Source organism: Kamptonema animale CS-326, assembly GCF_028330895.1.
Taxonomy (GTDB): Bacteria; Cyanobacteriota; Cyanobacteriia; order Cyanobacteriales; family Microcoleaceae; genus Kamptonema; species Kamptonema formosum.
The window spans coordinates 1-19,372 of the sequence record NZ_JAQMUA010000474.1; the positions used below are offsets into that span (position 1 = coordinate 1).

The following is a 19,372-nucleotide window of genomic DNA, read 5'->3' on the forward strand; positions in this document are numbered from 1 at the left end:
CTCCCCCGCTCCCCATCTCCTCCGCTCCCCATCTCTCCTGCAACTTGGTAAAGCTCGTAACAGCAAATAGCGACAGCTTGGGCGAGATTAAGGGAGGCATAGGTGTCGCTGGAGGGAATGCGGATCAGGCGTTGAGCATAGCTTAATTCGGCATTGGTTAATCCTTTGTCTTCTCTGCCAAAAATTAAGGCTGAGGGGCATTCTAGGAGCCAAGGCAAGGCGGATTTAGGATTTTCTAGGGTGGTTGGGAGGGAGCGATAAAGACCTGTAGTGGCGATCGCTCTTTGGCATCCCTGTAACGCTTCTGGCAAAGTTCTTACTATCTTGGCTGCTTCTAAAACATCAGCGGCGTGAACTGCCATTTTTCGGGCTTCTTCCCCTAAGCGATCGCACTGAGGATTTACTAGCACTAACTGATGTAAGCCCATATTTTTCATGGCGCGTGCGACAGAACCCACATTTAAAGGCCCTGCGGGTTCGACTAAAATTATCCGTATCCCGCCTAAAGCTGTTTCTAGCATTTGTATTTGAGGTGCGACCAAAAGGTAGTTTAGAAGACTTTAGTGGACATATTTAACATTACCGACAGACTTTGTTATGATTATTTGCATTGTCAAGGCAAAAAGTTATGCCGTATGTCACACCAAGGGAAGCAGCTAACGCTCTTGGAGTTAGCACCAAAACCCTCGCCAGATGGTCAGAAGAGGGTAAAACCCCAACCTTTAAAACCGAAGCAGAGCAAAGACATTATCATATCACCAAATATCTCAAACAAAAGTCCAATTCAACTGAGCTTGTTCGACCTTCTACCATCTTATACGCCACAGTCTCAACATCCATTCAACGAGACGACCTCCTTCGACAAACTGAGGCACTTACTACAAGTTACCCAGGCTACGAAGTCATCACAGAAATTAGATCGGGACTCAATTTTAGGCGGCGCAAACTTAACGCCATTTTGGAACGAATTATCAGGGGCGATATCCAACTGCTTGTCGTTGCCCACAAAGACTGACTCGCCAGATTTGGATTTAACCTCATCGAGTAGTTGTGCGAAAGATTTGACTGTAAAATCGTGGTTCTCTATCAACAAAAATACAGTCCAGAAACCGAACTCGTGCAAGATATCATGTCAGTCGTCCACTGTTTCTCCTCTCGGTTATACGGACTCCATAAGTACGAAAAAAAGCTCAGCGCAGACCCGGAAATACAAAAACAAAAGACGGCACTCACACAAATTGACGGCAAAACCAGCGCCGAATTCTGCGAGGAAAATCCGAGTCTATCCTGACAGTAAATTAAACCAACTTTGGCGACATTGGTTAGCGGGTTGTCGATTTGTTTATAACCGCTGCATTGAAGCATTCAAAAATGGTTTTCAAGGGAGTAATTATGACCTTGAGGCTTTGATTCTCAATAATCTACCGGAATGGTTAAAGACCGTGCCAAGACACCCCAAGGCCAATGCAGTCCAAGATGCTTACGATGCTTGGAAACAAGCAAAAGCTAACAATGGCAAAGCGAAATTCCGTAGTTGCCGTCAATCTGTATCAGCAATTAAATTCAAGAATGGAAACTTTATTAAAGGGACTTGGTTCCCTCAGTTAAGCAAAGGATGTAATTTCAAATCTTCGCAACCACTTCCACAAGTTAGTAACTATGGTACTCAATTGGTGCGAGATAGAAAACGTTGGTTTGCCGTAATCCCTGAATATATTGTTTTCACAGAATCAACCACTCAGGAGAAGGTAATCGCCCTCGATCCGGGGATACGAACATTTTTAACTGGTTACGATGGAGAGACGGTCTTAGAAATTGGCAAGGGAGACATTGAGCGAATCGTTAGATTATGCTTTCACCTTGATAAATTAATTAGCCGCGCCTATCAAAAACAAGTTAAAGCTAAATATCGCCGTTCCTTGCTTCGTGCTGCATCTCGGATTAGAATTAAGATCCGCAATCTAGTAGATGAATTGCACCACCAAGTTGCGAGTTATTTAGCCAGCAATTACAAGGCAATATTTATTCCCTCTTTTGAAACATCAGAAATGGTGTTAAAATCAAAAAGGCGAATAAATACCAAGTCGGTGCGTTCGCTGTTAACTTGGAGTCACTATCGTTTTCGGCAATCATTAATATCGATGGCTGGAAAGAACAGTGTAATCGTAGTAAAAATGAACGAAGCTTATACCTCTAAAACTTGCGGTAAATGCGGTCACGTTCATGCCAAGTTAGGTGGCAATAAAGTCTTTAATTGTCCCGAATGTGGCTATGTTGCCGACAGGGATGCTAACGGTGCTTTCAATATTATGTTGAAAGCTTTGGCGGGTACGCCCTTCACTTTCACAAGTGATGCTATCGAGGTATTCTCAGATGTCAGAGTTATCCAAGATATCTGAAATGTATCGCGTAAATGTACCACTATGGCACGAGTGCGATCTAAATCTGAGTTGCCAACAAAAATTTGCCTAGTTTGCGATAGCGCAGCGCGGCGTACTCGCCATCGCCCTTTTAGTTGGCGCAAAAAATGGGCCGATTGCTGGGATGATGTTAAATACTGCTCTGAACGTTGTCGCCGCCGCCGTTCTCAAGCTCAGAGTTAGAGGGGGGAACTGCCAAGGCTAAGAAGACGCAGAGGGAAGAAATATTGAGGTTTAAATAATGGTCTCTGGACGGGTAGAACCTAAGTTGGTAATTCATGGTGGTGCTGGTAGTTCTCTGAAAGGTAAGGGGGGACTGGAGGCGGTTAGGAAGTCGCTTTATCAGGTTTTGGACGTAGTTTATCCGCTATTGAAGGATGGCGCTAGTGCTGTGGAAGCGGTAGCGCGGGGTTGTCAACTTTTGGAGGATGACCCGCGATTTAATGCGGGTACGGGTTCGGTGTTGCAATCTGATGGACAAATTCGGATGAGTGCTTCGCTAATGGATGGTTTTACTCAGAGTTTTAGCGGCGTAATTAATGTTTCTCGCGTGCAACATCCGATTGAATTAGCGAAGTTTTTGCAGGGTTCAGACGATCGCGTGTTGTCTGATTTTGGAGCCTTGGAGTTACTGCGGGAGTTGCAATTGCCAATTTATGACCCGATTACTGATTTGCGGTTGCAGGAGTGGATGCAGGAACGCCAGGGAAATTTTAACAAGGATATGGCGACTGTAGTGGCGGAACCCGCTGGTACTGGTACGATCGGCGTGGTGGCCTTGGATGTTGAGGGACGTTTGGCGGCGGGTACTTCTACTGGTGGTAAGGGTTTTGAGCGGATTGGTCGCGTGAGCGATTCTGCAATGCCTGCGGGGAATTATGCTACTGGCAGTGCGGCCGTTAGCTGTACGGGGATTGGGGAGCACATTATGGATGAGTGTTTGGCTCCGCGTATTGTAATTCGGGTGACGGATGGTTTTACTTTGAAGGCGGCTTTTGAGCGTTCTTTTGCCGAGGCCCACGAACATCAGCGCGATTTTGGTGCGATCGCTATTGATGCTAGTGGTGCGATCGCTTGTGGTAAAACCAGTGAAGTTTTATTAGCTGCTTTTCATAATGGTATGGAAATGGGCGATACTTTGGAATTAAATCAGGGAACTTTGATTTTTATTGCTTAAAAAGGCGACGGTTTAACCAGGGCGATCGCGACAAAAACACAGCAAGTAAGTTTTTTCTGCTGTTTAACTTTTAATTCACTGCGATCGCCATCAACAGCTTCACCCGGAAAGCGATCGCCAGATTTCGTTCCCTTTGGTCTTCCCTAATTATCCCCTCCTGCGCTCTCCCTCTCCCTGGCATCCGGAATCAGTACCGATTTGTAGAAGAAGTTACAGAGATACCTCGCAACAAGAGAGGATAACAATCATGGTACTGAAACCTGTGACCTACTTCGGCGCTCCTGAAAACACTACTGTTGAAATATCACAAGAAAGCTTTCGCTCTATTCTCGGACAAATAGAAGCTGAACTCCACTGTAGCGAAATCTATAGCCGTGCTTTAGCAAGTTTGCAAACAATGTTAGGCGAAGCAGCTTCCTCTGCGGAGATCCTGATCAAGGCCGTTAGCCGCGAAGCTTTGCGACTCGCATTCCAACGAGTACCAAAACAAAATCAAGCTCAAAAGCAAATTCTTGAGGCGAGAAATCCAGCTACAAACGTCTCTAATACAGCTATTGGGGAAATCACCACCACCCCTAATCGTTCCCGCGTCTCAGATCGGCCTGCTCCGCCGCCACCGCTGGTACCAGTATCTATTATGTATCAGCGTCAAACTTTAGAAGATACTTCAACTACCGCAATTGCTAAACCTGATTCTGGCAACTCTGATACAGATATTGATACTTCCGATGGCGACAATCAACCTCCCCAAGAGGAGTTTAAAGAAGTTGTGCATCCTCCGATAATGGGGATAGCTGCACCCGCTCCTGCTGATAGTAAATTTTCCCTAATAACGCCCGGTTTTCCTAGAAAAAAAAGGCTTTCTAAGACTGAAAAAGCGGCTTTAGCTGTCCAAGAAAGAGAAGATCGATTGCGAGAGCTAGGCGTAGAATTGCGGAAAGCTAGACAAGTGCGATCGCTCTCTCTCCAGCAACTTCATAGTCAAACTTTAGTGCCTGTGCATCACTTGGAATCGCTAGAAAAAGGTCAGATAGAAAAATTACCGGAAGATATTTATATTCGAGGCTTTATTCGCCGCCTCGGAAATGCTTTAGGACTTGATGGTAATGCTATGGCTAATTCTTTACCTGTACCCGATGCTAGCAAAACTATGTTGCCTTCTTGGTCTTTGCCAGAAACGGAGATGGTAGGATTTGATTTACGCCCAGTTCATTTATACGTCGGCTATACTGCTTTAATGGCCGGGGCTGTGGGTGGTATTGCTTGGTTATCTCAGCAATCTATACCAGGGGCGACTGCGGTTCCGAATAAGCCTATTCCTTCACCTGCTTCTGTTTCACCTGCCCAAAAGCGTCAAGCTCCAACGCCGAAACCAGGGATTAAAAAGTCGAGTCACGGAGGTATTATTGTGGGGTCTGATATGGCTCCGCCGGAAATGATTTTGGCTTAGAAGGCTGCAATTTGAACGTGGATAGGACTTATACCAAATCCAGCTTAAATACCCTGTGGATCTCTGAGTTTACAAAGGCCGATTTCGCTTGTTTACTAACGGTTCAAGTGCCGAGTAATAAAGGAAGTAGCTAATACCCAAAGTAGAAGTTATAGGACTTACGCATAGAGTCCCAGAAACCGGGTTTTTGAGAGAATCTGTGGGTGAAAACGAAGTATTTGCGTAAAAAACCCGGTTTCTTTGGTTGGGTGAGTAAGTCCTAGTATATTTTTGCGTGTTCAATTGGATAGGTACTTCTTTTAATTGGCGATTAGTAGTTAGCAATTAAGTAAATCTTCTTCCTTATTCCTTCTACTTAGCAACTGCTAAGTACCTGGACATAAATAAACAGTGCCATTGCGAGGGTTGCGAAACCACCTCAAGTCATTGCGATTGCTTCGCTTCGCTCGCAATGACATACTTACTTTTATTTATGCCCGACTACTTATATCATTTCAATTTCTATCCTTTGACACCTGCGGCTACATCTGTGGGTACAATATACTTTTGTAGGATTAGAAATAAAGCAATCGCTGGGGCGATAGAAATGATAGAACCAGCAGCTATTAAACGCCAATTTAGGGAAAAAGTACCTGCTAAAGTGGCTACGCCTAAAGGTAAGGTGTAATATTCGGGTTTATCTAAAACTAGCAATGGCCAAAGAAAATCGCTCCAAGAACCAATAAAAACAAAAATGGCTAAAGTGACTAAAGCTGGTTTAATTGATGGGATCATAACGTGCCACCAAATCCCTAATTCCGAACAGCCATCAATGCGGGCAGCTTCTTCTAATTCTTTGGGAACTGCTAGAAAGGCTTGCCTTAATAAAAATATCCCAAAAGCTGAGGCGATACCTGGTAAAATAACTCCCAAATAACTATTTTTTAACCCCAAGTTTACGGTTAAAATATAGAGGGGAATCATTACAATTTGGAAAGGGATCATAATTGTAGTAACAACCCCAGTAAAAATTAGGTCGCGTCCCCGAAAATCTAATCTGGCTAAGGGATAAGCTGCTAAGGAACAAAATAGAAGATTGAGGCTAACTGTGAGTGCGGCAACGAGGGTACTGTTGAAAAGGTAAGTGCCAAAGGGGTTAGTTTGCCAAACGGTGACAAAATTTTGTAGTGTTGGTTTCTGTGGCAAAAGTTGCGGGGGAAACTGAAAAATGTTTTCTGTGGGAGATTTGAAAGCCGTACTCAGCAGCCAAAGTAAGGGAAAGAGCACGATCAGGGCGATCGCACTTAGCAAAATATAAGTCCAAACCGTTCTCTGGCGAGAAGTGTGGGAACTTGGGGAGAGAGAATTGGTTTTTTTAGTTTTGATATTGCTCATAAGTGGTGTAAAATAATAAATCCTTGCTTCGAGAGAAGCCTTGCTGTCCATAAGGAGACTATTAGCATGAAGCCATTTATTTACGAGACAATGTATATTCTGCGCCCGGATCTGGGAGAAGAACTCACAGAAGCAGCGATCGCGAAGTATCAAACTATTTTGCGCGATCAAGGGGCTCAGAATCTAGAAACTCAGCATCGCGGTAAACGTCGCCTCGCCTACGAAATCCAAAAGCAACGCGATGGGATCTACATTCAGATGAACTATACCGCTCCTGGTGCTGCGATCGCAGTTTTAGAACGTGCCATGCGTCTGAGCGAAGATGTGATTCGCTACCTTACTATTAAGCAGGATGCACCGACTGTTGTCGAGGAAGAAGTTGCTGTGGAAGCGGCGGAAGAAGCCGCTTAAGGGATTTTGGAGTCGCGATCGCCATTCTCTTTAACCCGTCGGGGGTTTTAACCCCCGTCTCATAGAAAGAAAGAAATTGGCGGTTGAAACCGCTTCTACACAAACAAAGTCCGCCTGCGCGGACTGAAAAATATAAAGGGGTATTTAAGCCGGATTTAGTATCCTAGCCTTTTTCAAGGGCCGACCCTAAATTTATAAATACAAAGTCAAATCCAAACTCAAAAGTTAAAACTTGCCTGAGTGGTAGTAGAGAGACTATTTTTAAATAGACATATCTAAAAATATGGGAGCTAATGGTCATGGTCAGCCAAGCTAAAGTTCAAACGTCACAAGAGCTACAAGCGGAAATATCTCGCCTGAATGAAGAGTTGCAAATGCGCGACCAATTGGTTCAGCAGTTGTCTCAAGAACTTTTCCGGCTGGTAAAGGGAAATACTGGGTTTACACCGGTTCCAGAGGCTTCTGAGCGCCAGCAAGCTCAAATGCAGTCTCTAAGGGAACAACTGCAAGATGTTGAGCAACAGGTAGGTTTTTATCAAGAGCAAATTGCTGAGCGCGATGCTGAGGTTTACCAATTGCGCCAATCCGTGCAAGAGTTGACCGATCGCTCAATGATGCTGGAACAAGTAGTACAGGAGTTACCTGGGGTTTACCGCCAAAAGTTTGCTGAGCGTATTGGCCCGGTGAAAGAAAAGGTGGAAATGCTACAACGGGAAAATCGCCAATTGCACGCTGAATTGCAGAGTGTAAGTTACCGTCTGGCTGTGAGAAACCGCCGCGCTAAGGGTTTGGATTTACCGACGATCGGAGGTTCTGACGATTCTGGCATGATTCAGATGCCGACTTTTGGAAATGCCTAAAGTTTTGATTGTGGTGGCTGCGGATTTTGAGCCGGCTTCCCCGACGGCGCAAATGGTGGAGGCTTTTCAGGTAGCGATCGCAAAGAGCTCTCCGCCAACTGTTGCTGAGGTGTGTTTAATTTCGGATTTAGACTTGCCTGCGATCGCACCTGGTGAGGCTGTTATCTGTCCTTTAACCCTCGATATACCGGATACATTGGTATTCCCTGGCAAGATGGTCTATCGAGCTTGTAGGGATGTGTCAGCGATGCGCGATCGCGTCGAGCAACAGTTAGGCGTGCGATCAGGAGTTGGTAATTTTTGGCTACCTGTTGTGTTAACTATTAAAGGCCCTCTCTACGGTGAGGTGATTGGTTTAGAGGCGGATAAATTATCGGCTGGGCTAAATTACTCCATGCCTATACACCTGTCAGATGTTTGGCGACAGCAACTTTACGAGTTGGCATTTCGGTTGTTAAAGTCTCTTTCGGCAACTCCAGCAACTTACCTGATGCAGTTCGGGTTTGGAGACAAAGAGATTTATTTTGATAGACTATGGCCGTTTCCGGCGGCACCTGCGATCGCCTCTCTAGGCATTCAAGTCCCCGATTTATTTGCCTGTCACTGTTACTGCTTGACAAATATACCTATTTACGACCTGCAAATTACCTCTGCCGTTGCGTGTCAAACTGCTACGGTATAATAACCGCCAAGATCGTATTAATTCTATTCCCTTCTTCCCCTAGTCCCTAGCCCCTAGCCCCTAGCCCCTAGCCCCTCTACATTAGGCAATTAGCAACTCAGCTTGAGGTGAAGAAATATCATCGAAAGAGTCAAAAATTTCAAAAGCTTGGTCGAGTTGAGTAATATCAAAAATTAACCTAGCTGTAGCTGGGAGATTGCAGATAACGAGGCGACACCCTTGCTTACGGGCTAGTTTCAGCCCCCTAACTAAGGCACACAAACCCGAACTATCGATAAAATCTACATGAGTCATATCAATCACCCAGAGTTGATAACGTTCAGGTACAATAGCCGTCAACTGTTGGTATAGGAAATTACCTTCTTGGAAATTGAGACGAGTTTGAGGCTGAAGCAGGATGTGTTGTGCGAATTCTTGAAAGGCCATAGGTGTCACCCAGTAATTCTTAAGTGATTAGTGATTAAGTAAAACTTGCTGTTCTGCTAACAGACAGAATAATGTTAAGAAAAGTTTCAGAATTTTAGGGTTTCCATCATTCTTTACCCCCGATACCCAAAATGGGCGGGGCTTACGCGCTGCCTGAAAAGTAGATGCGAGAACAGAACCCTGAGTCTAGTAGAATGAAGCCGCAACAATTCTTTACTATTTTTAGCGTGGCTCACAATTCTACTGTCCGCTTTGCCACAGATCACAAGAAGTATGTGTTTGATGTCACAAGTTAAGATTGCAGAATTGCCTGAATCAAGCCAAGATAAGAAATATCAAGCTTTGCAAAAATTTACGATGGGCACTGTCGGATGTCTTTTGAGTTTATATCTTTGGAAATTATTCAGAAATTTGCACATGAGTACGGCTACTGGGCAGTATTTCTGGGGATTTTGCTAGAAAATTTGGGATTTCCCCTTCCTGGGGAAACAATTACGATCGCTGGGGGGTTTCTAGCTGGTAGCGGAGAACTAAATTACTGGTATGTGTTGGGGAGTGCGATCGCCGGTGCTACCTTGGGCGGAAACTTTGGCTATTTGATTGGCAGATATGGCGGTTGGCCATTGTTGCTAAAGCTAGGTAAATTTTTCCGCTTTCGGGAAGAGCAACTGTTTGATTTGAAAGAACAGTTTAGTCAAAATGCAGCCAAAGCTGTATTTTTTGGTCGGTTTATTGCCTTGCTGCGAATTTTTGCTAGCCCTTTAGCAGGAATTGCTGAAATGCCTTTTTGGAAATTTTCACTATACAATCTTGTCGGTGCTGCAAGTTGGGCATCTGTGATGGTAACTTTAGCATTTTTCTTAGGACAAGTTGTCTCTTTAGAAAAATTAGTTGCTTGGGCGGCTCAATTTGCTGTACTTGCTTTAGGCTTAGTTGTTGCTTGGATTGCAATTCCTATCTGGTTGGAGTCAAGGAATCTGAAGAATACTAAGTAAGATTGGTAATTGGTAATTGGTAATTGCTAAATTGTAAGGTGGGCATTGCCGCGAACAGCTTGTAATAAATAGCTATAAATTATCGTCGGCAATGCCCACCCTACGTTTAATTATAAAGTTATAATGTAAGTTGGGTACAGCCAAATGTAACCCAACTCTCTCAATTAAATTTGTTATGAGTTTAGGAGATTAGGGTAACATGACAACAGCAGCCGAAATTCGCGAAAGTACAAGTGAAAGTGAAGAAAAGCGTTATTACTCTCCTGAAGAGTATTTGGAACTAGAAACGGCAGCCGACTATAAAAGTGAATATCAGGATGGTAAAATAATTCCTATGACAGGCGGAACACCAAATCACAATCAAATAGCAGGCAATTTATATGCCGCCATGAATTTTGCTTTTAAAGGGCAATCATATCGAGCATTCATCAACGATCTGCGTTTATGGATACCGCTGAAACGTCTTTACACTTATCCTGATGTGATGGTGGTTGATGGTCAATTAGAACTTGCAGAAGGTAGGAAAGATACAATTACAAATCCGGTGATGATTGCTGAAGTTTTATCGAAATCTACGGAAGATTATGACAGAGGTGGGAAGTTTAAACTTTATCGTTCTATTCCTACCTTGAAAGAGTATATTCTTATTGCTCAATATGAGATGCACGTTGAGCAATTTTCAAAGATGGATGATAATAAATGGGTGTTGTCTGAGTATGACGATGAAAATGCGTTGTTGGCATTAAGTTCTGTACTATTTCAGGTTTCGTTAGGGGATATTTACGATCGCGTGGAGTTTGAGTCTGAGGAGTGAGGGGGAAGGTCACATCTGGGTTAGCCTTGAGAAATTTATCTAACTTGTCCAGAATTAGGCGTTCTGTGTGTACTACCAAATAATTTAATTTCAAGACTCCTTAGTAGCTTATCAGCTTACCAATTACCAGTTAACAGTTAACAGTTAACAATTACCACTCAGGATCGGAAGCAATCAGCGCCGTTGCGGCCTCACTCGGAAGCGGCCTAGCGAAGAAATAACCTTGACCGTATTCACAGCCAAGCGATCGCAACTGAGCCAACTGTTCAGCCGTTTCCACCCCCTCAGCAATCACATCCATCCCCAAAGCGTGAGCCAGCATCACAATAGTCCGCACTATAGCCGTATTTTCTCCCCCGCGCTTCGGATTAGCGATTTTTTCCACCACCCCCTCTGAGCAAACTTCCATGCGGCCCACAAAAGACTTATCCACCTTCAGAGTATCAGTAGGAAAGCGGCTCAAATAACTCAAAGAGGAATATCCCGTCCCAAAATCATCAATTCCCAACTTGACATTTAACGCTTTCATCTGATTAAGAACTGCGATCGCAGATTCCACCTCATCCATCACCACACTTTCCGTAATCTCCAACTTCAAACACTCAGGTTCAATACCCGTCCGTTGCAGGATTTCCTCAATTTGTTTCACCAAATCCGGCTGTGAAAACTGCTTAGCAGACAAATTCACACTCATCGTTAAAGGAGGATCGAACTGAAATTGCTTTTGCCACAAACGTAACTGGCGCATAGCTTCCTCCAACACCCACTGACCTATAGGCAAAATTAAACCCGTTTCCTCCGCCACCGGAATAAACTTCAGAGGCGACACCAAACCCCGTCCAGGGTGTTGCCAGCGAATCAGCGCTTCAAAACCGATGATCTTTCCCGTAGCTAAATGTACAAAAGGCTGGTAGTGCAGTAAAAACTCTTGACGCTTGACAGCCATTCGTAAATCCGTCTCTAACTGCAATCGTTCCACTGCGGTTGCGTGCATCGCCGCATTAAACACCTGATAGCGCCCCATTCCCAAAGCTTTAGCGCGGTACATTGCCGTGTGAGCATCCCGCAATAAATGCTCCGGTCGTTCGTCTTCTTGCCCTGTTTGCGTCTCTCCTTGGGAACCCCCCACAGCAATACCAATACTCACCGTCATTAATATTTCTTGTCCGCTCAAATTAAAAGGTATAATTAGTGCTTGGTGAATCCGTTCTGCGACGCTGGTAGCAGTAGCAACATCCTTAATATTTTCAATTAGAATCGCAAAATCTCCCCCTCCCACTCGTGCCACAAGGTCACTAATTCGCACGCAACACTTCAATCTTTCCACCAAAGCAATTAGCAAGCTGTCCCCCGCGACATGACCGAGAGAATCGTTAATTACCTTAAAGCGATCTAAGTCTAGAAAAAATACTGCAAAAAAATCATACTGGCTATGTTTGGCCTTTTTGGCAGCGCGAGCAACCCGCTCAATAAACAAAGCTCGGTTAGGCAGTCCCGTCAGGGAATCGTGAAAGGCATTGTATAGCTGTTTGTAGGCAGTCACACAGGCAGTTGTTACTACCAATGCCAATATTGGCTCTACAGGTGGCACCCACCCTGCCTCTGTAAATAACGCAAGGGTAATCGCCAGTAAAGTTCCTAGTGCTATTACTAGAACCACCCCCAATTTGGCAGGGTGTTGAATTCGTAAAGCTAGGATTCCGCCGACAATTGCCCATCCTGCTGTCCACAAAAATTCTGTCCACTCTGGCCAGAACCAAAACAGGGGTTCACCGTCCAAAACCGCACTCAAAATTTGACTTACCATTTGGGCGTGAAGCAGCACTCCAGGCATTTTGGCGTTTTGTTTCTCAATGGGGCTGTAGGGGGTGAGAAATACATCTCTACTGCTGGGGGCAGTAGTGCCGATGAGTACAATTTTGCCTTTTACCCAGTTGGGGTCAAAATCTCCTTTTAATACTTGCCTAAAGCTGATTTGTCGCGCTACTTTGCGAGGAGAACGGTAATTGATCAAAATTTGGTAGCCTTTGGCATCCAGGTTGGTATAACCTCCAGCATTGGGTTCTAATGGTACAAACTTGGCTTTGCCCCAGTAAATATGGTTGGAATTAGTAGTGCTATTTTTGGGTTCAACTATATCCTTGAGGTAAAAAAATGCCAGCCGGAAAGAAAAGGAGTATAGGGGTGGGCTACCTGATTTTGATAGAAAAACTAAGTTGCGGCGGACTACTCCATCTAGGTCAAGTACCAAGTCGTTAAAGCCGATCCGATCTGGTGGTACTCCTGGGGGCGGTGGGACTCCGACGCTTTCAGAGTCGTTAAATTTTGAGATGACGATCGCGTTGGGGGCTTGGAGTTGAGTTAGGAGTTCTTTATGTCCTGGTTCTTGAGGTACATCGCGATAGATGTCCAAGCCAATTACTTTGGGCTGCTGTCGTTGTAGTTGTGCTATTGCTTGGGCGATCCGCCGATCGGAAAGGGGGACTCTGCCTAGTGCTTGGATATCTTCTTCTGTGATACTCACTACTAGCAGTCGCGGATCGGGGCCGCGATCGCCCATTAAGCGCAGACCTCGGTCAAAAGTCGCCATTTCCAGCTCTTGAAGCCCTCCGAGTTGGCGAATTAATAGTAGCAGCAAGCTAACGGTTATGCTAATTAGTATGGCGGGAAAGAGCTTCAGCCTCGTACCGTTGGAGAAAACGCTGAAGTGAGCTGCTAAGGAGAGTACAGAGCGAAGATTTCGATAGAATTTAGGAGTCACGGAGGAAATAGCTGGATGCGAATTAGCCTGAACGAGGATGTTGTAAATTAGTTGAGCCTAATCCTAATTATTGATTAAGTGTATTCGCTCTTGCTCTGGGCCCCAACTTTCAACTCGTGCCGATGGGCGGATTTTAAGTTTCAGGCGGGAAGATGTTTTAGAGACTTTCTTCTGTAACATCTCAAAAAAGAAATGGTATCAGTTTAAAATGCCTTTGTCGAGTGTAAGGAGATTGGGGAAATTATGGCGAGTCAACTTCCGATTCCGGTGATTGTTAACGGTGCTGCTGGCAAGATGGGCCGTGAGGTGGTGAAGGCGGTAGCAACAGTTGCAGATATGACGCTGTTTGGTGCTGTAGAACGCTCTTCTGAGTTTATTAACGTGGATGCGGGGGAACTAGCGGGATGCGGTGCATTGGAGGTTCCTCTGACGGATGATTTGCAAGGGATGCTAGCCTTAGCGGGCCAAGAAAAGCAGTTAGGGGTGATGGTGGATTTTACTCACCCAAATTCAGTTTATGAGAATGTGCGCTCTGCGATCGCCTACGGTATCCGTCCCGTCGTTGGTACTACGGGTCTGAGTCCCGAACAAATTCAAGATTTAGCTGAGTTTGCGGATAAAGCTAGCATCGGTTGTTTAATTATCCCTAATTTTTCGATCGGTATGGTTTTGCTTCAGCAGGCAGCGCTGTCAGCATCCCAATATTTCGATCATGTAGAAATTATCGAACTTCATCACAACCAAAAGGCAGACGCACCCAGCGGTACGGCAATTCAAACTGCTCAAATGTTAGCAGAAATGGGGAAAAGTTTTAATCCACCATTGGTAGAGGAAACTGAGAAGTTACCAGCTGCAAGGGGAAGTTTAGCGGATGAGGGAATTCGCATTCACAGCATTCGCTTACCTGGTTTAATTGCCCACCAAGAAGTAATTTTTGGCGGCCCTGGTCAAGTTTATACTTTGCGTCACGATACGAGCGATCGCGCTTGCTATATGCCCGGTGTCCTCTTAGCCATCCGTAAAGTTCTGGAACTCAAATCTTTGGTTTATGGTTTAGAAAAAATATTGTAAACTGGTTAACAGTTAACAGTTAACAGTTAACTGTTAACCAATAACAAAAAAATTATGCTAGTTCCATTAACTCGACAAACCTTTGAAGAACTGATTCCCGCCGTTGCTACCGCTGCTCAATACAAATATGCTTGGGGTAAACCCTCAGATTTTTTGAAGCGGCTATTAATTTCTGTAGTCAGCGTACTTTTCATGCTATTAGTATATAAATTAGCGTGGGAAGATGGCGGGGCAGTAGTTTTAATTTTTGGACTTATTGCGGGTCTTTACTGGCTTTGGGGCCCGGTTTTATCGGCAAGTTTGCGAAATCTACAATGCCGGAAATATAAATATTGTGGTTTCTGGCAAGGACGAGTTTTAGATGTTTATATCACAGAAGAAGTCAGCAGTCAAGAAGAAACTGTTAACAGCAAAGGACAGCTTGTGATTGTAGACAATTTAGAGCGGATGATTAATGTAGAAGTAGGAGATAAGACGGAATTTACTACAAAAATTAAAACACTTATTAACCGCACTCACCAGGAGATTGCACCGGGTCAAGTGGCTTTGATGTTGGTAATGTCAAATGAAGAAGATTTGAGCCGTATTTCTAAGGTTTCAGATATTTACATTCCCAGTCGAAATATCTGGGTGAGCGATTATCCTTACTTACGGCGGGATGTGTTTGTAGAAGTCAGTCGTCAGTTGAAAAAAAGGAAGGATCAAAGAGGGCGAGATGAGAGTGAAGAAAGGGGAGGGGAGAGAATGCGATCGCGCCTTGATTATTGATGTGGAAGCGATGCCTACGGCTGGCTTCGCCTACGCGCTTTTTCTTAACTTATTCAGCAAGCGCTATTATATTGATGATAAGCAAAAGCAGGTGGTTGTAACTATTATTGCTCATCGCAGGGAAGTTTATTAGTGAGATCGCGCTTCGGTGAGGGAAGGGCGATCGCTTTTCCTGCAATTAATAGACAAAATGTTACCTCAAATCTAAAAATATCTACCGAGTGCTATTTACGATAGTCCCCTGTTTTGTCGCGATCGCACTCCATCGAACTCAGATTAAATCACTGAAATCCTTAATGTGATTGCATTTTTCTCTTTCCTTCTTCTTTCTTACTTAGATTTTTAGCCTTCCTCAGCAATTTCTTCGGCTTTCTTTGATCCCAGATATTTTAAACCTTTGACATCTCTTGTAAAGTTATCATATTTCTCAATCCTTTCTGTTAGATTCGTCTCAAGTTTGTAATCGGTTCGGATACCTTCAACCCCAGAAATGTTGAATCTTGATACAAAACTTTACATATCTAGATAGAGTAAGACTAACCAGGTAAAAATTTCAACAAAACATGAACTCCTCAAACCAATGAACAAAACTAATTTTCTGACACATACAAGCTTGAAGATAGCGAATTTTATCTAATAGTTTATTGCCCCATTGTGGGGGAATAGATATCAGTTGTAAAATTAGATAAGCAATTAAGCTAGCATAAAGTTGTATGGTAATACAATTCACACTTTTACTAATCAATCTATCAAGTTTTAAGTGCATCTTTAAAAACTTCCAGAACAATTCTACTCCCCACCTTAAGCGATATATATCCCTAATTTCATCATCCGAAACTGCTGCGTCTCCATCATCCGGTAAATTAGTGACTAAGCGAAACTCACTTTTGGTCTCTACATCACAAAAATTTACCATTCTATAAGCTTGAGCATCGGTTGATGAACCAATTTTTGTCAACCGACTCTCTGACTGAAATTCTAACTTCCAATTGTTTTTAATCCACAATACAAAATATTTGTTATCTTGGACTAATTCTTGAATAAATTTTAGTCCGGCAAATCCTAATTCCATTACTCCCACAGCATTTGCGGGTAGCTTAGACATCACTTTGAACCGAAATTATAATCATGATCATGCCCAAAGTTAATGAGATGATCGTCGGGACTCCCTGTCGCTAAATTGAGAGCACTAAAAAGTTTAACTTGATGATGACCGAACACCCATAATAATTTACTTGTTAATGTAATAATTGTTGAATCAATTGGACAAATGGCGTATTTATTATGCAACTTTTTGTGAGCTTCTTTTGGGACTAATTGATTCAATTGCTCGTAAATCTTTCGGAATGGTTCTTGACTTCGATGAGTGTTAGCTTTAGAAAAGGTTGAAATATCAACATCAAATCCTGTAGGGTTTATTCGTTTAAACAAATCACGCATACTCGTTAAGCTATTATCCAATGTATAAGCTAACCAACACTCGACAAAAAGGCGGCTATTCAAAACTGGATAATCATTTTTCGGTAGCTTTTTGAGGATATCTTTGACAATCTTGGGAAATCGCCCTTATAATATCCTTATTATTGGGAAGCCAAAAACCATGTCACTCACACAAACCCAAGTAACCTATACTGAAGCTCAGGCGAATTTGGATGAACTCTGCGAACAAGTCATAAGCGATCGCGATGCCATCATCATCACCCGCAAAGACGGCGAAAATGTAGCGTTAATTGCCGCTGACGAATTGGCAAGCTTAATAGAGACAGTATATCTGCTGCGATCGCCCAAAAATGCCGATCGCTTGTTAAGCGCTCTGGAACAGGCAAAAGCTAAAACTGTCAAACCTCAGACTCTCAGAGAATTACGGCAGGAGTTGGAACTTGGCGAAGAAGCGTAAACAACAGCCAGAAGAAACGCCTGAACCGGAGGAAACCTCTGTTCGTGATGCAGTTTTTCAGCCTAAATTCCTAGAAGACCTTGCCTATTGGGTGGAAGTCGATCGCAAAGTTGCCCTCCGACTTTTAAAATTGGTAGAGGCGATCGTGCGCGATCCTTTCACAGGTGTCGGCAAACCAGAACCCCTAAAATATTTGGCTGCGGGTACGTGGTCGCGAAGGCTTACCCAAGAACATAGAATAATCTACTTAGTCAGCGAGAATCGGATTGATTTTCTCCAAGCTCGCTATCACTACGAAGATTAGGAATTTAGGCTATTGCTTTAAACCCGTCACAACCCTAACCCAAACTATTCCCCTCTTGACCATAGGCCTGCCAAGCCAAATCCACCAACCCATTAACGATCGCGACAGCCACCACCGCAGATCCCTTACGTCCCTCAATCCGAATATGAGGAATCATTGAATCATGCAGCCTTGACTTAGCCACATCTACCCCCACAAACCCCGAAGGCGTACCAATCACCAAAGCAGGCCGAATCTCTTCAGACTCAATTAAATCTACCAACGCCGACAGCGCCGTTTGAGCCTGACCCACCACAAAAATACCCTCTGGATACCGCCGGGCCAAAGTTTCAATGCCCCAAGCAGCACGGGTTTTTTCCTTCTGAGGCCGAGTTAAAGCCTCCATCGAACAATATACCGGATTGGCAAAAGTGCTCTGGATCTGGGGCGTAATCCCCACCTGCACCATTGGCACATCTACAACAATAGTAGTCCGCGCCGCTAATGCCGCCGCCCCCGCCTGTAAAGCGTGGTCAGAAAAACGGATCAGAGACTTGTATTCAAAGTCAGCAGTAGTGTAAATCACGCGGCGGACAATTTCGTACTCCGCCGGCGACAAGACATGATCGCCAATTTCGCGATCGATTATTCCCAGACTTTGGGCATCGGTTACGTGCCATTCCATTTGAATAGCGATCGCCTCTCAGATTTCAGCTATTGTTGTTGGTTAACTGTTAAGTGTTAACTGTTAACTGTTAACCGTTAGCTTATCAGCTTTTGGCGATCGACAACTGATTACCTTTCAGAAGCCGAAGACTGATTCAAGACTGGAGTTAAAAAAGCCGCCAGAGCTCCAATGAGGAAACCAGCTACATTCCGCAGCAGGGGTAGCCAATCGGAGGTACGGGATACTACTGGGCCAATGCCGAAAGCGATAAACAAAATGCCCCACAACGGAGAGAAAATCAGCGCCCACTGCCAAGCTACAATTTGTCCGGGTTTGGGGGGATGTGCCGCAAACCCGCAGATTATGCCGCCGAGTACGGAAGTAATTAGAGTCAAAATCCATTGTTCTCGTGGCAAACCGGGAACCACGCGGCAACCACCTTGGCGCAAACAAAGTTTAATTGATTCTAAGGATTCGAGGATAGATTGGTCTTCGCCGTTGTCTCGGATAAAAAATTGATTGCCGAAGCGAGTTTGCAACTCCACCCAAAAGGTGCGCGGTAGCAAGGGGTAAAGGTCGTCCCCTACATTAAAATTAAGCAGGTTGCCCCCCCGCTGATCTGCAACTAGCAAGACACTTTTGTTATCAAGTCCCCAATAATCTTTCACTGCTAAACCAGGTGTGCGGTCATATTGAGTCAAAACTCGCAGTTTCCAACCCGTTTCAGCTTCAAACTGCTCTAAATCTTTAGCTAGCGTCTGTTCTTGAATGTCGGTCAGGGCTTTGGCTAAATCAATGATCGGTGTCTGAGTCTCAGGCAGCAAATTGGGGTTATTGTAGGCCCAGGCTGCCGGGGCGATCGCCCAAACTGAGATAACTAGGAAGAACGCAGCAATCGATGCTAAAAATCTTTGCGGTAAAAGCTGTTGCATAGCAGATTTTGGTGTATTTGTCAAGGATTTAGGTAAATTGGTTGTCTTAACCAAGCGATCGCAGAAAACTAATATTTCTTTACATTTGTTTACTTTACTAGAAAGCGTTGAGGAATAGAAGGGATTTCTGATAACTTTTAAGGTGGACTCACGTAACGCTGCCATCTTGGCGGTAAAAAAACCGCGCTTGTTGGCGGCGTTACGGTACAAGCCGACGTAAGTTCTAATTTTGCAGGTGCGCGACATTGGTGACAAGTTAAGGCTCAAAGCCAGTTGTCAAGGGGATTTTCGGCAGTGGCTCAAAGAAAAATGGTTCTCCACGTAGGGTGGCATCCGGAAAGGGAGCGATAATCAATTTTAACTTGGGTTTTCGTTGAGCTTTAA

At 44.2% G+C, this 19,372-nt stretch carries 22 protein-coding genes and 1 pseudogene; 16 read left to right on the forward strand and 7 right to left on the reverse strand.

Going from position 1 to position 19,372, the window contains the following annotated elements; all coding sequences use genetic code 11:
• Positions 1-521, reverse strand: a 521-nt coding sequence (locus tag PN499_RS27700) for an RNA methyltransferase (RefSeq protein WP_272036609.1), incomplete at its 3' end; no start/stop codon positions are given.
• Positions 522-628: 107 nt separating this feature from the next.
• Here PN499_RS27700 and PN499_RS27705 point away from each other — a divergent pair.
• The 6 genes from PN499_RS27705 to PN499_RS27730 all read left to right on the forward strand — a co-directional run bounded on the left by PN499_RS27705 (position 629) and on the right by PN499_RS27730 (position 5,047).
• Positions 629-1,015 (forward strand): recombinase family protein, encoded by a 387-nt coding sequence (locus tag PN499_RS27705; RefSeq protein ID WP_272036611.1) that lies wholly within the window; start codon positions 629-631, stop codon positions 1,013-1,015.
• Positions 1,016-1,075: 60 nt separating this feature from the next.
• Entirely contained in the window at positions 1,076-1,291 is a 216-nt protein-coding gene (locus PN499_RS27710; RefSeq protein ID WP_272036613.1) for a hypothetical protein, read from the forward strand.
• The gene (locus PN499_RS27715) at positions 1,239-2,399 is read left to right on the forward strand and encodes an RNA-guided endonuclease InsQ/TnpB family protein (protein WP_272036615.1); all 1,161 of its coding nucleotides are present in this window, start codon (positions 1,239-1,241) and stop codon (positions 2,397-2,399) included. Before PN499_RS27710 ends, PN499_RS27715 begins: the two co-directional genes overlap by 53 nt.
• Positions 2,400-2,423: 24 nt before the next feature.
• Positions 2,424-2,603, forward strand: coding sequence for a DUF2256 domain-containing protein (locus PN499_RS27720; protein WP_272036617.1), 180 nt, complete (start codon positions 2,424-2,426; stop codon positions 2,601-2,603).
• Between the two features lie 58 nt (positions 2,604-2,661).
• On the forward strand, positions 2,662-3,597 hold the full coding sequence (locus tag PN499_RS27725; protein ID WP_007355214.1) for an isoaspartyl peptidase/L-asparaginase: 936 nt from the start codon (positions 2,662-2,664) through the stop codon (positions 3,595-3,597).
• Between the two features lie 247 nt (positions 3,598-3,844).
• Positions 3,845-5,047 carry a helix-turn-helix domain-containing protein gene (locus tag PN499_RS27730; RefSeq protein ID WP_272036619.1) on the forward strand — a complete coding sequence of 401 codons (1,203 nt, stop codon included), beginning with the start codon at positions 3,845-3,847 and terminating at the stop codon, positions 5,045-5,047.
• 501 nt (positions 5,048-5,548) lie between these two features.
• Here PN499_RS27730 and PN499_RS27735 read toward each other — a convergent pair.
• Entirely contained in the window at positions 5,549-6,421 is an 873-nt protein-coding gene (locus tag PN499_RS27735) for a carbohydrate ABC transporter permease (RefSeq protein ID WP_272036621.1), read from the reverse strand.
• A gap of 66 nt (positions 6,422-6,487) precedes the next feature.
• Between PN499_RS27735 and rpsF the strand changes: the two genes are divergently transcribed.
• From rpsF to PN499_RS27750, 3 genes are all read left to right on the forward strand, one after another.
• Positions 6,488-6,832, forward strand: coding sequence for a 30S ribosomal protein S6 (gene rpsF, locus PN499_RS27740; protein ID WP_272036623.1), 345 nt, complete (start codon positions 6,488-6,490; stop codon positions 6,830-6,832).
• 299 nt (positions 6,833-7,131) lie between these two features.
• Positions 7,132-7,692 (forward strand): Npun_F5560 family protein, encoded by a 561-nt coding sequence (locus PN499_RS27745; protein ID WP_272036625.1) that lies wholly within the window; start codon positions 7,132-7,134, stop codon positions 7,690-7,692.
• A complete protein-coding gene (locus tag PN499_RS27750) occupies positions 7,685-8,374 on the forward strand; it encodes a hypothetical protein (RefSeq protein ID WP_272036627.1) in 690 nt (229 codons plus the stop codon). Before PN499_RS27745 ends, PN499_RS27750 begins: the two co-directional genes overlap by 8 nt.
• An 81-nt stretch (positions 8,375-8,455) precedes the next feature.
• Here the strand turns inward: PN499_RS27750 and PN499_RS27755 are convergent, their stop codons facing one another.
• Positions 8,456-8,800: an STAS domain-containing protein gene (locus tag PN499_RS27755; RefSeq protein ID WP_272036629.1), complete on the reverse strand. Its 345-nt coding sequence runs from the start codon at positions 8,798-8,800 to the stop codon at positions 8,456-8,458.
• A 371-nt stretch (positions 8,801-9,171) separates the two neighbouring features.
• On the opposite strand from PN499_RS27755, the gene PN499_RS27760 reads away from it, so the two are divergent.
• Positions 9,172-9,795 carry a DedA family protein gene (locus tag PN499_RS27760; RefSeq protein WP_272036630.1) on the forward strand — a complete coding sequence of 208 codons (624 nt, stop codon included), beginning with the start codon at positions 9,172-9,174 and terminating at the stop codon, positions 9,793-9,795.
• Between the two features lie 199 nt (positions 9,796-9,994).
• Positions 9,995-10,609, forward strand: coding sequence for a Uma2 family endonuclease (locus tag PN499_RS27765; RefSeq protein ID WP_272036632.1), 615 nt, complete (start codon positions 9,995-9,997; stop codon positions 10,607-10,609).
• Between the two features lie 151 nt (positions 10,610-10,760).
• Here PN499_RS27765 and PN499_RS27770 read toward each other — a convergent pair whose 3' ends face one another.
• Positions 10,761-13,370, reverse strand: a complete 2,610-nt coding sequence (locus PN499_RS27770) for an EAL domain-containing protein (RefSeq protein ID WP_272036634.1) — start codon at positions 13,368-13,370, stop codon at positions 10,761-10,763.
• Positions 13,371-13,613: 243 nt separating this feature from the next.
• Here PN499_RS27770 and dapB point away from each other — a divergent pair, with 243 nt between their 5' ends.
• The 3 genes from dapB to PN499_RS27785 are packed head-to-tail and all read left to right on the forward strand — an operon-like array spanning position 13,614 to position 15,342.
• Positions 13,614-14,441, forward strand: a complete 828-nt coding sequence (gene dapB / locus PN499_RS27775; protein ID WP_272036635.1) for a 4-hydroxy-tetrahydrodipicolinate reductase — start codon at positions 13,614-13,616, stop codon at positions 14,439-14,441.
• Positions 14,442-14,495: 54 nt separating this feature from the next.
• Positions 14,496-15,209, forward strand: a complete 714-nt coding sequence (locus tag PN499_RS27780) for a phosphate ABC transporter permease (RefSeq protein ID WP_272036636.1) — start codon at positions 14,496-14,498, stop codon at positions 15,207-15,209.
• Positions 15,157-15,342, forward strand: coding sequence for a hypothetical protein (locus PN499_RS27785; protein ID WP_272036637.1), 186 nt, complete (start codon positions 15,157-15,159; stop codon positions 15,340-15,342). Before PN499_RS27780 ends, PN499_RS27785 begins: the two co-directional genes overlap by 53 nt.
• A gap of 420 nt (positions 15,343-15,762) precedes the next feature.
• Here PN499_RS27785 and PN499_RS27790 read toward each other — a convergent pair.
• Positions 15,763-16,760, reverse strand: a pseudogene (locus PN499_RS27790) (IS4 family transposase).
• A gap of 49 nt (positions 16,761-16,809) precedes the next feature.
• On the opposite strand from PN499_RS27790, the gene PN499_RS27795 reads away from it, so the two are divergent.
• Both PN499_RS27795 and PN499_RS27800 read left to right on the forward strand, forming a co-directional pair.
• Entirely contained in the window at positions 16,810-17,106 is a 297-nt protein-coding gene (locus PN499_RS27795) for a type II toxin-antitoxin system Phd/YefM family antitoxin (protein WP_272036638.1), read from the forward strand.
• Positions 17,090-17,410, forward strand: a complete 321-nt coding sequence (locus PN499_RS27800; protein WP_272036640.1) for a Txe/YoeB family addiction module toxin — start codon at positions 17,090-17,092, stop codon at positions 17,408-17,410. The genes PN499_RS27795 and PN499_RS27800 overlap by 17 nt, the downstream gene beginning before the upstream one ends.
• 34 nt (positions 17,411-17,444) lie before the next feature.
• Here PN499_RS27800 and PN499_RS27805 read toward each other — a convergent pair whose 3' ends face one another.
• A complete protein-coding gene (locus PN499_RS27805; protein ID WP_007355135.1) occupies positions 17,445-18,074 on the reverse strand; it encodes a precorrin-8X methylmutase in 630 nt (209 codons plus the stop codon).
• A 110-nt stretch (positions 18,075-18,184) separates the two neighbouring features.
• Entirely contained in the window at positions 18,185-18,988 is an 804-nt protein-coding gene (locus PN499_RS27810) for a TPM domain-containing protein (RefSeq protein WP_272036643.1), read from the reverse strand.
• Positions 18,989-19,372: the final 384 nt, after the last annotated feature.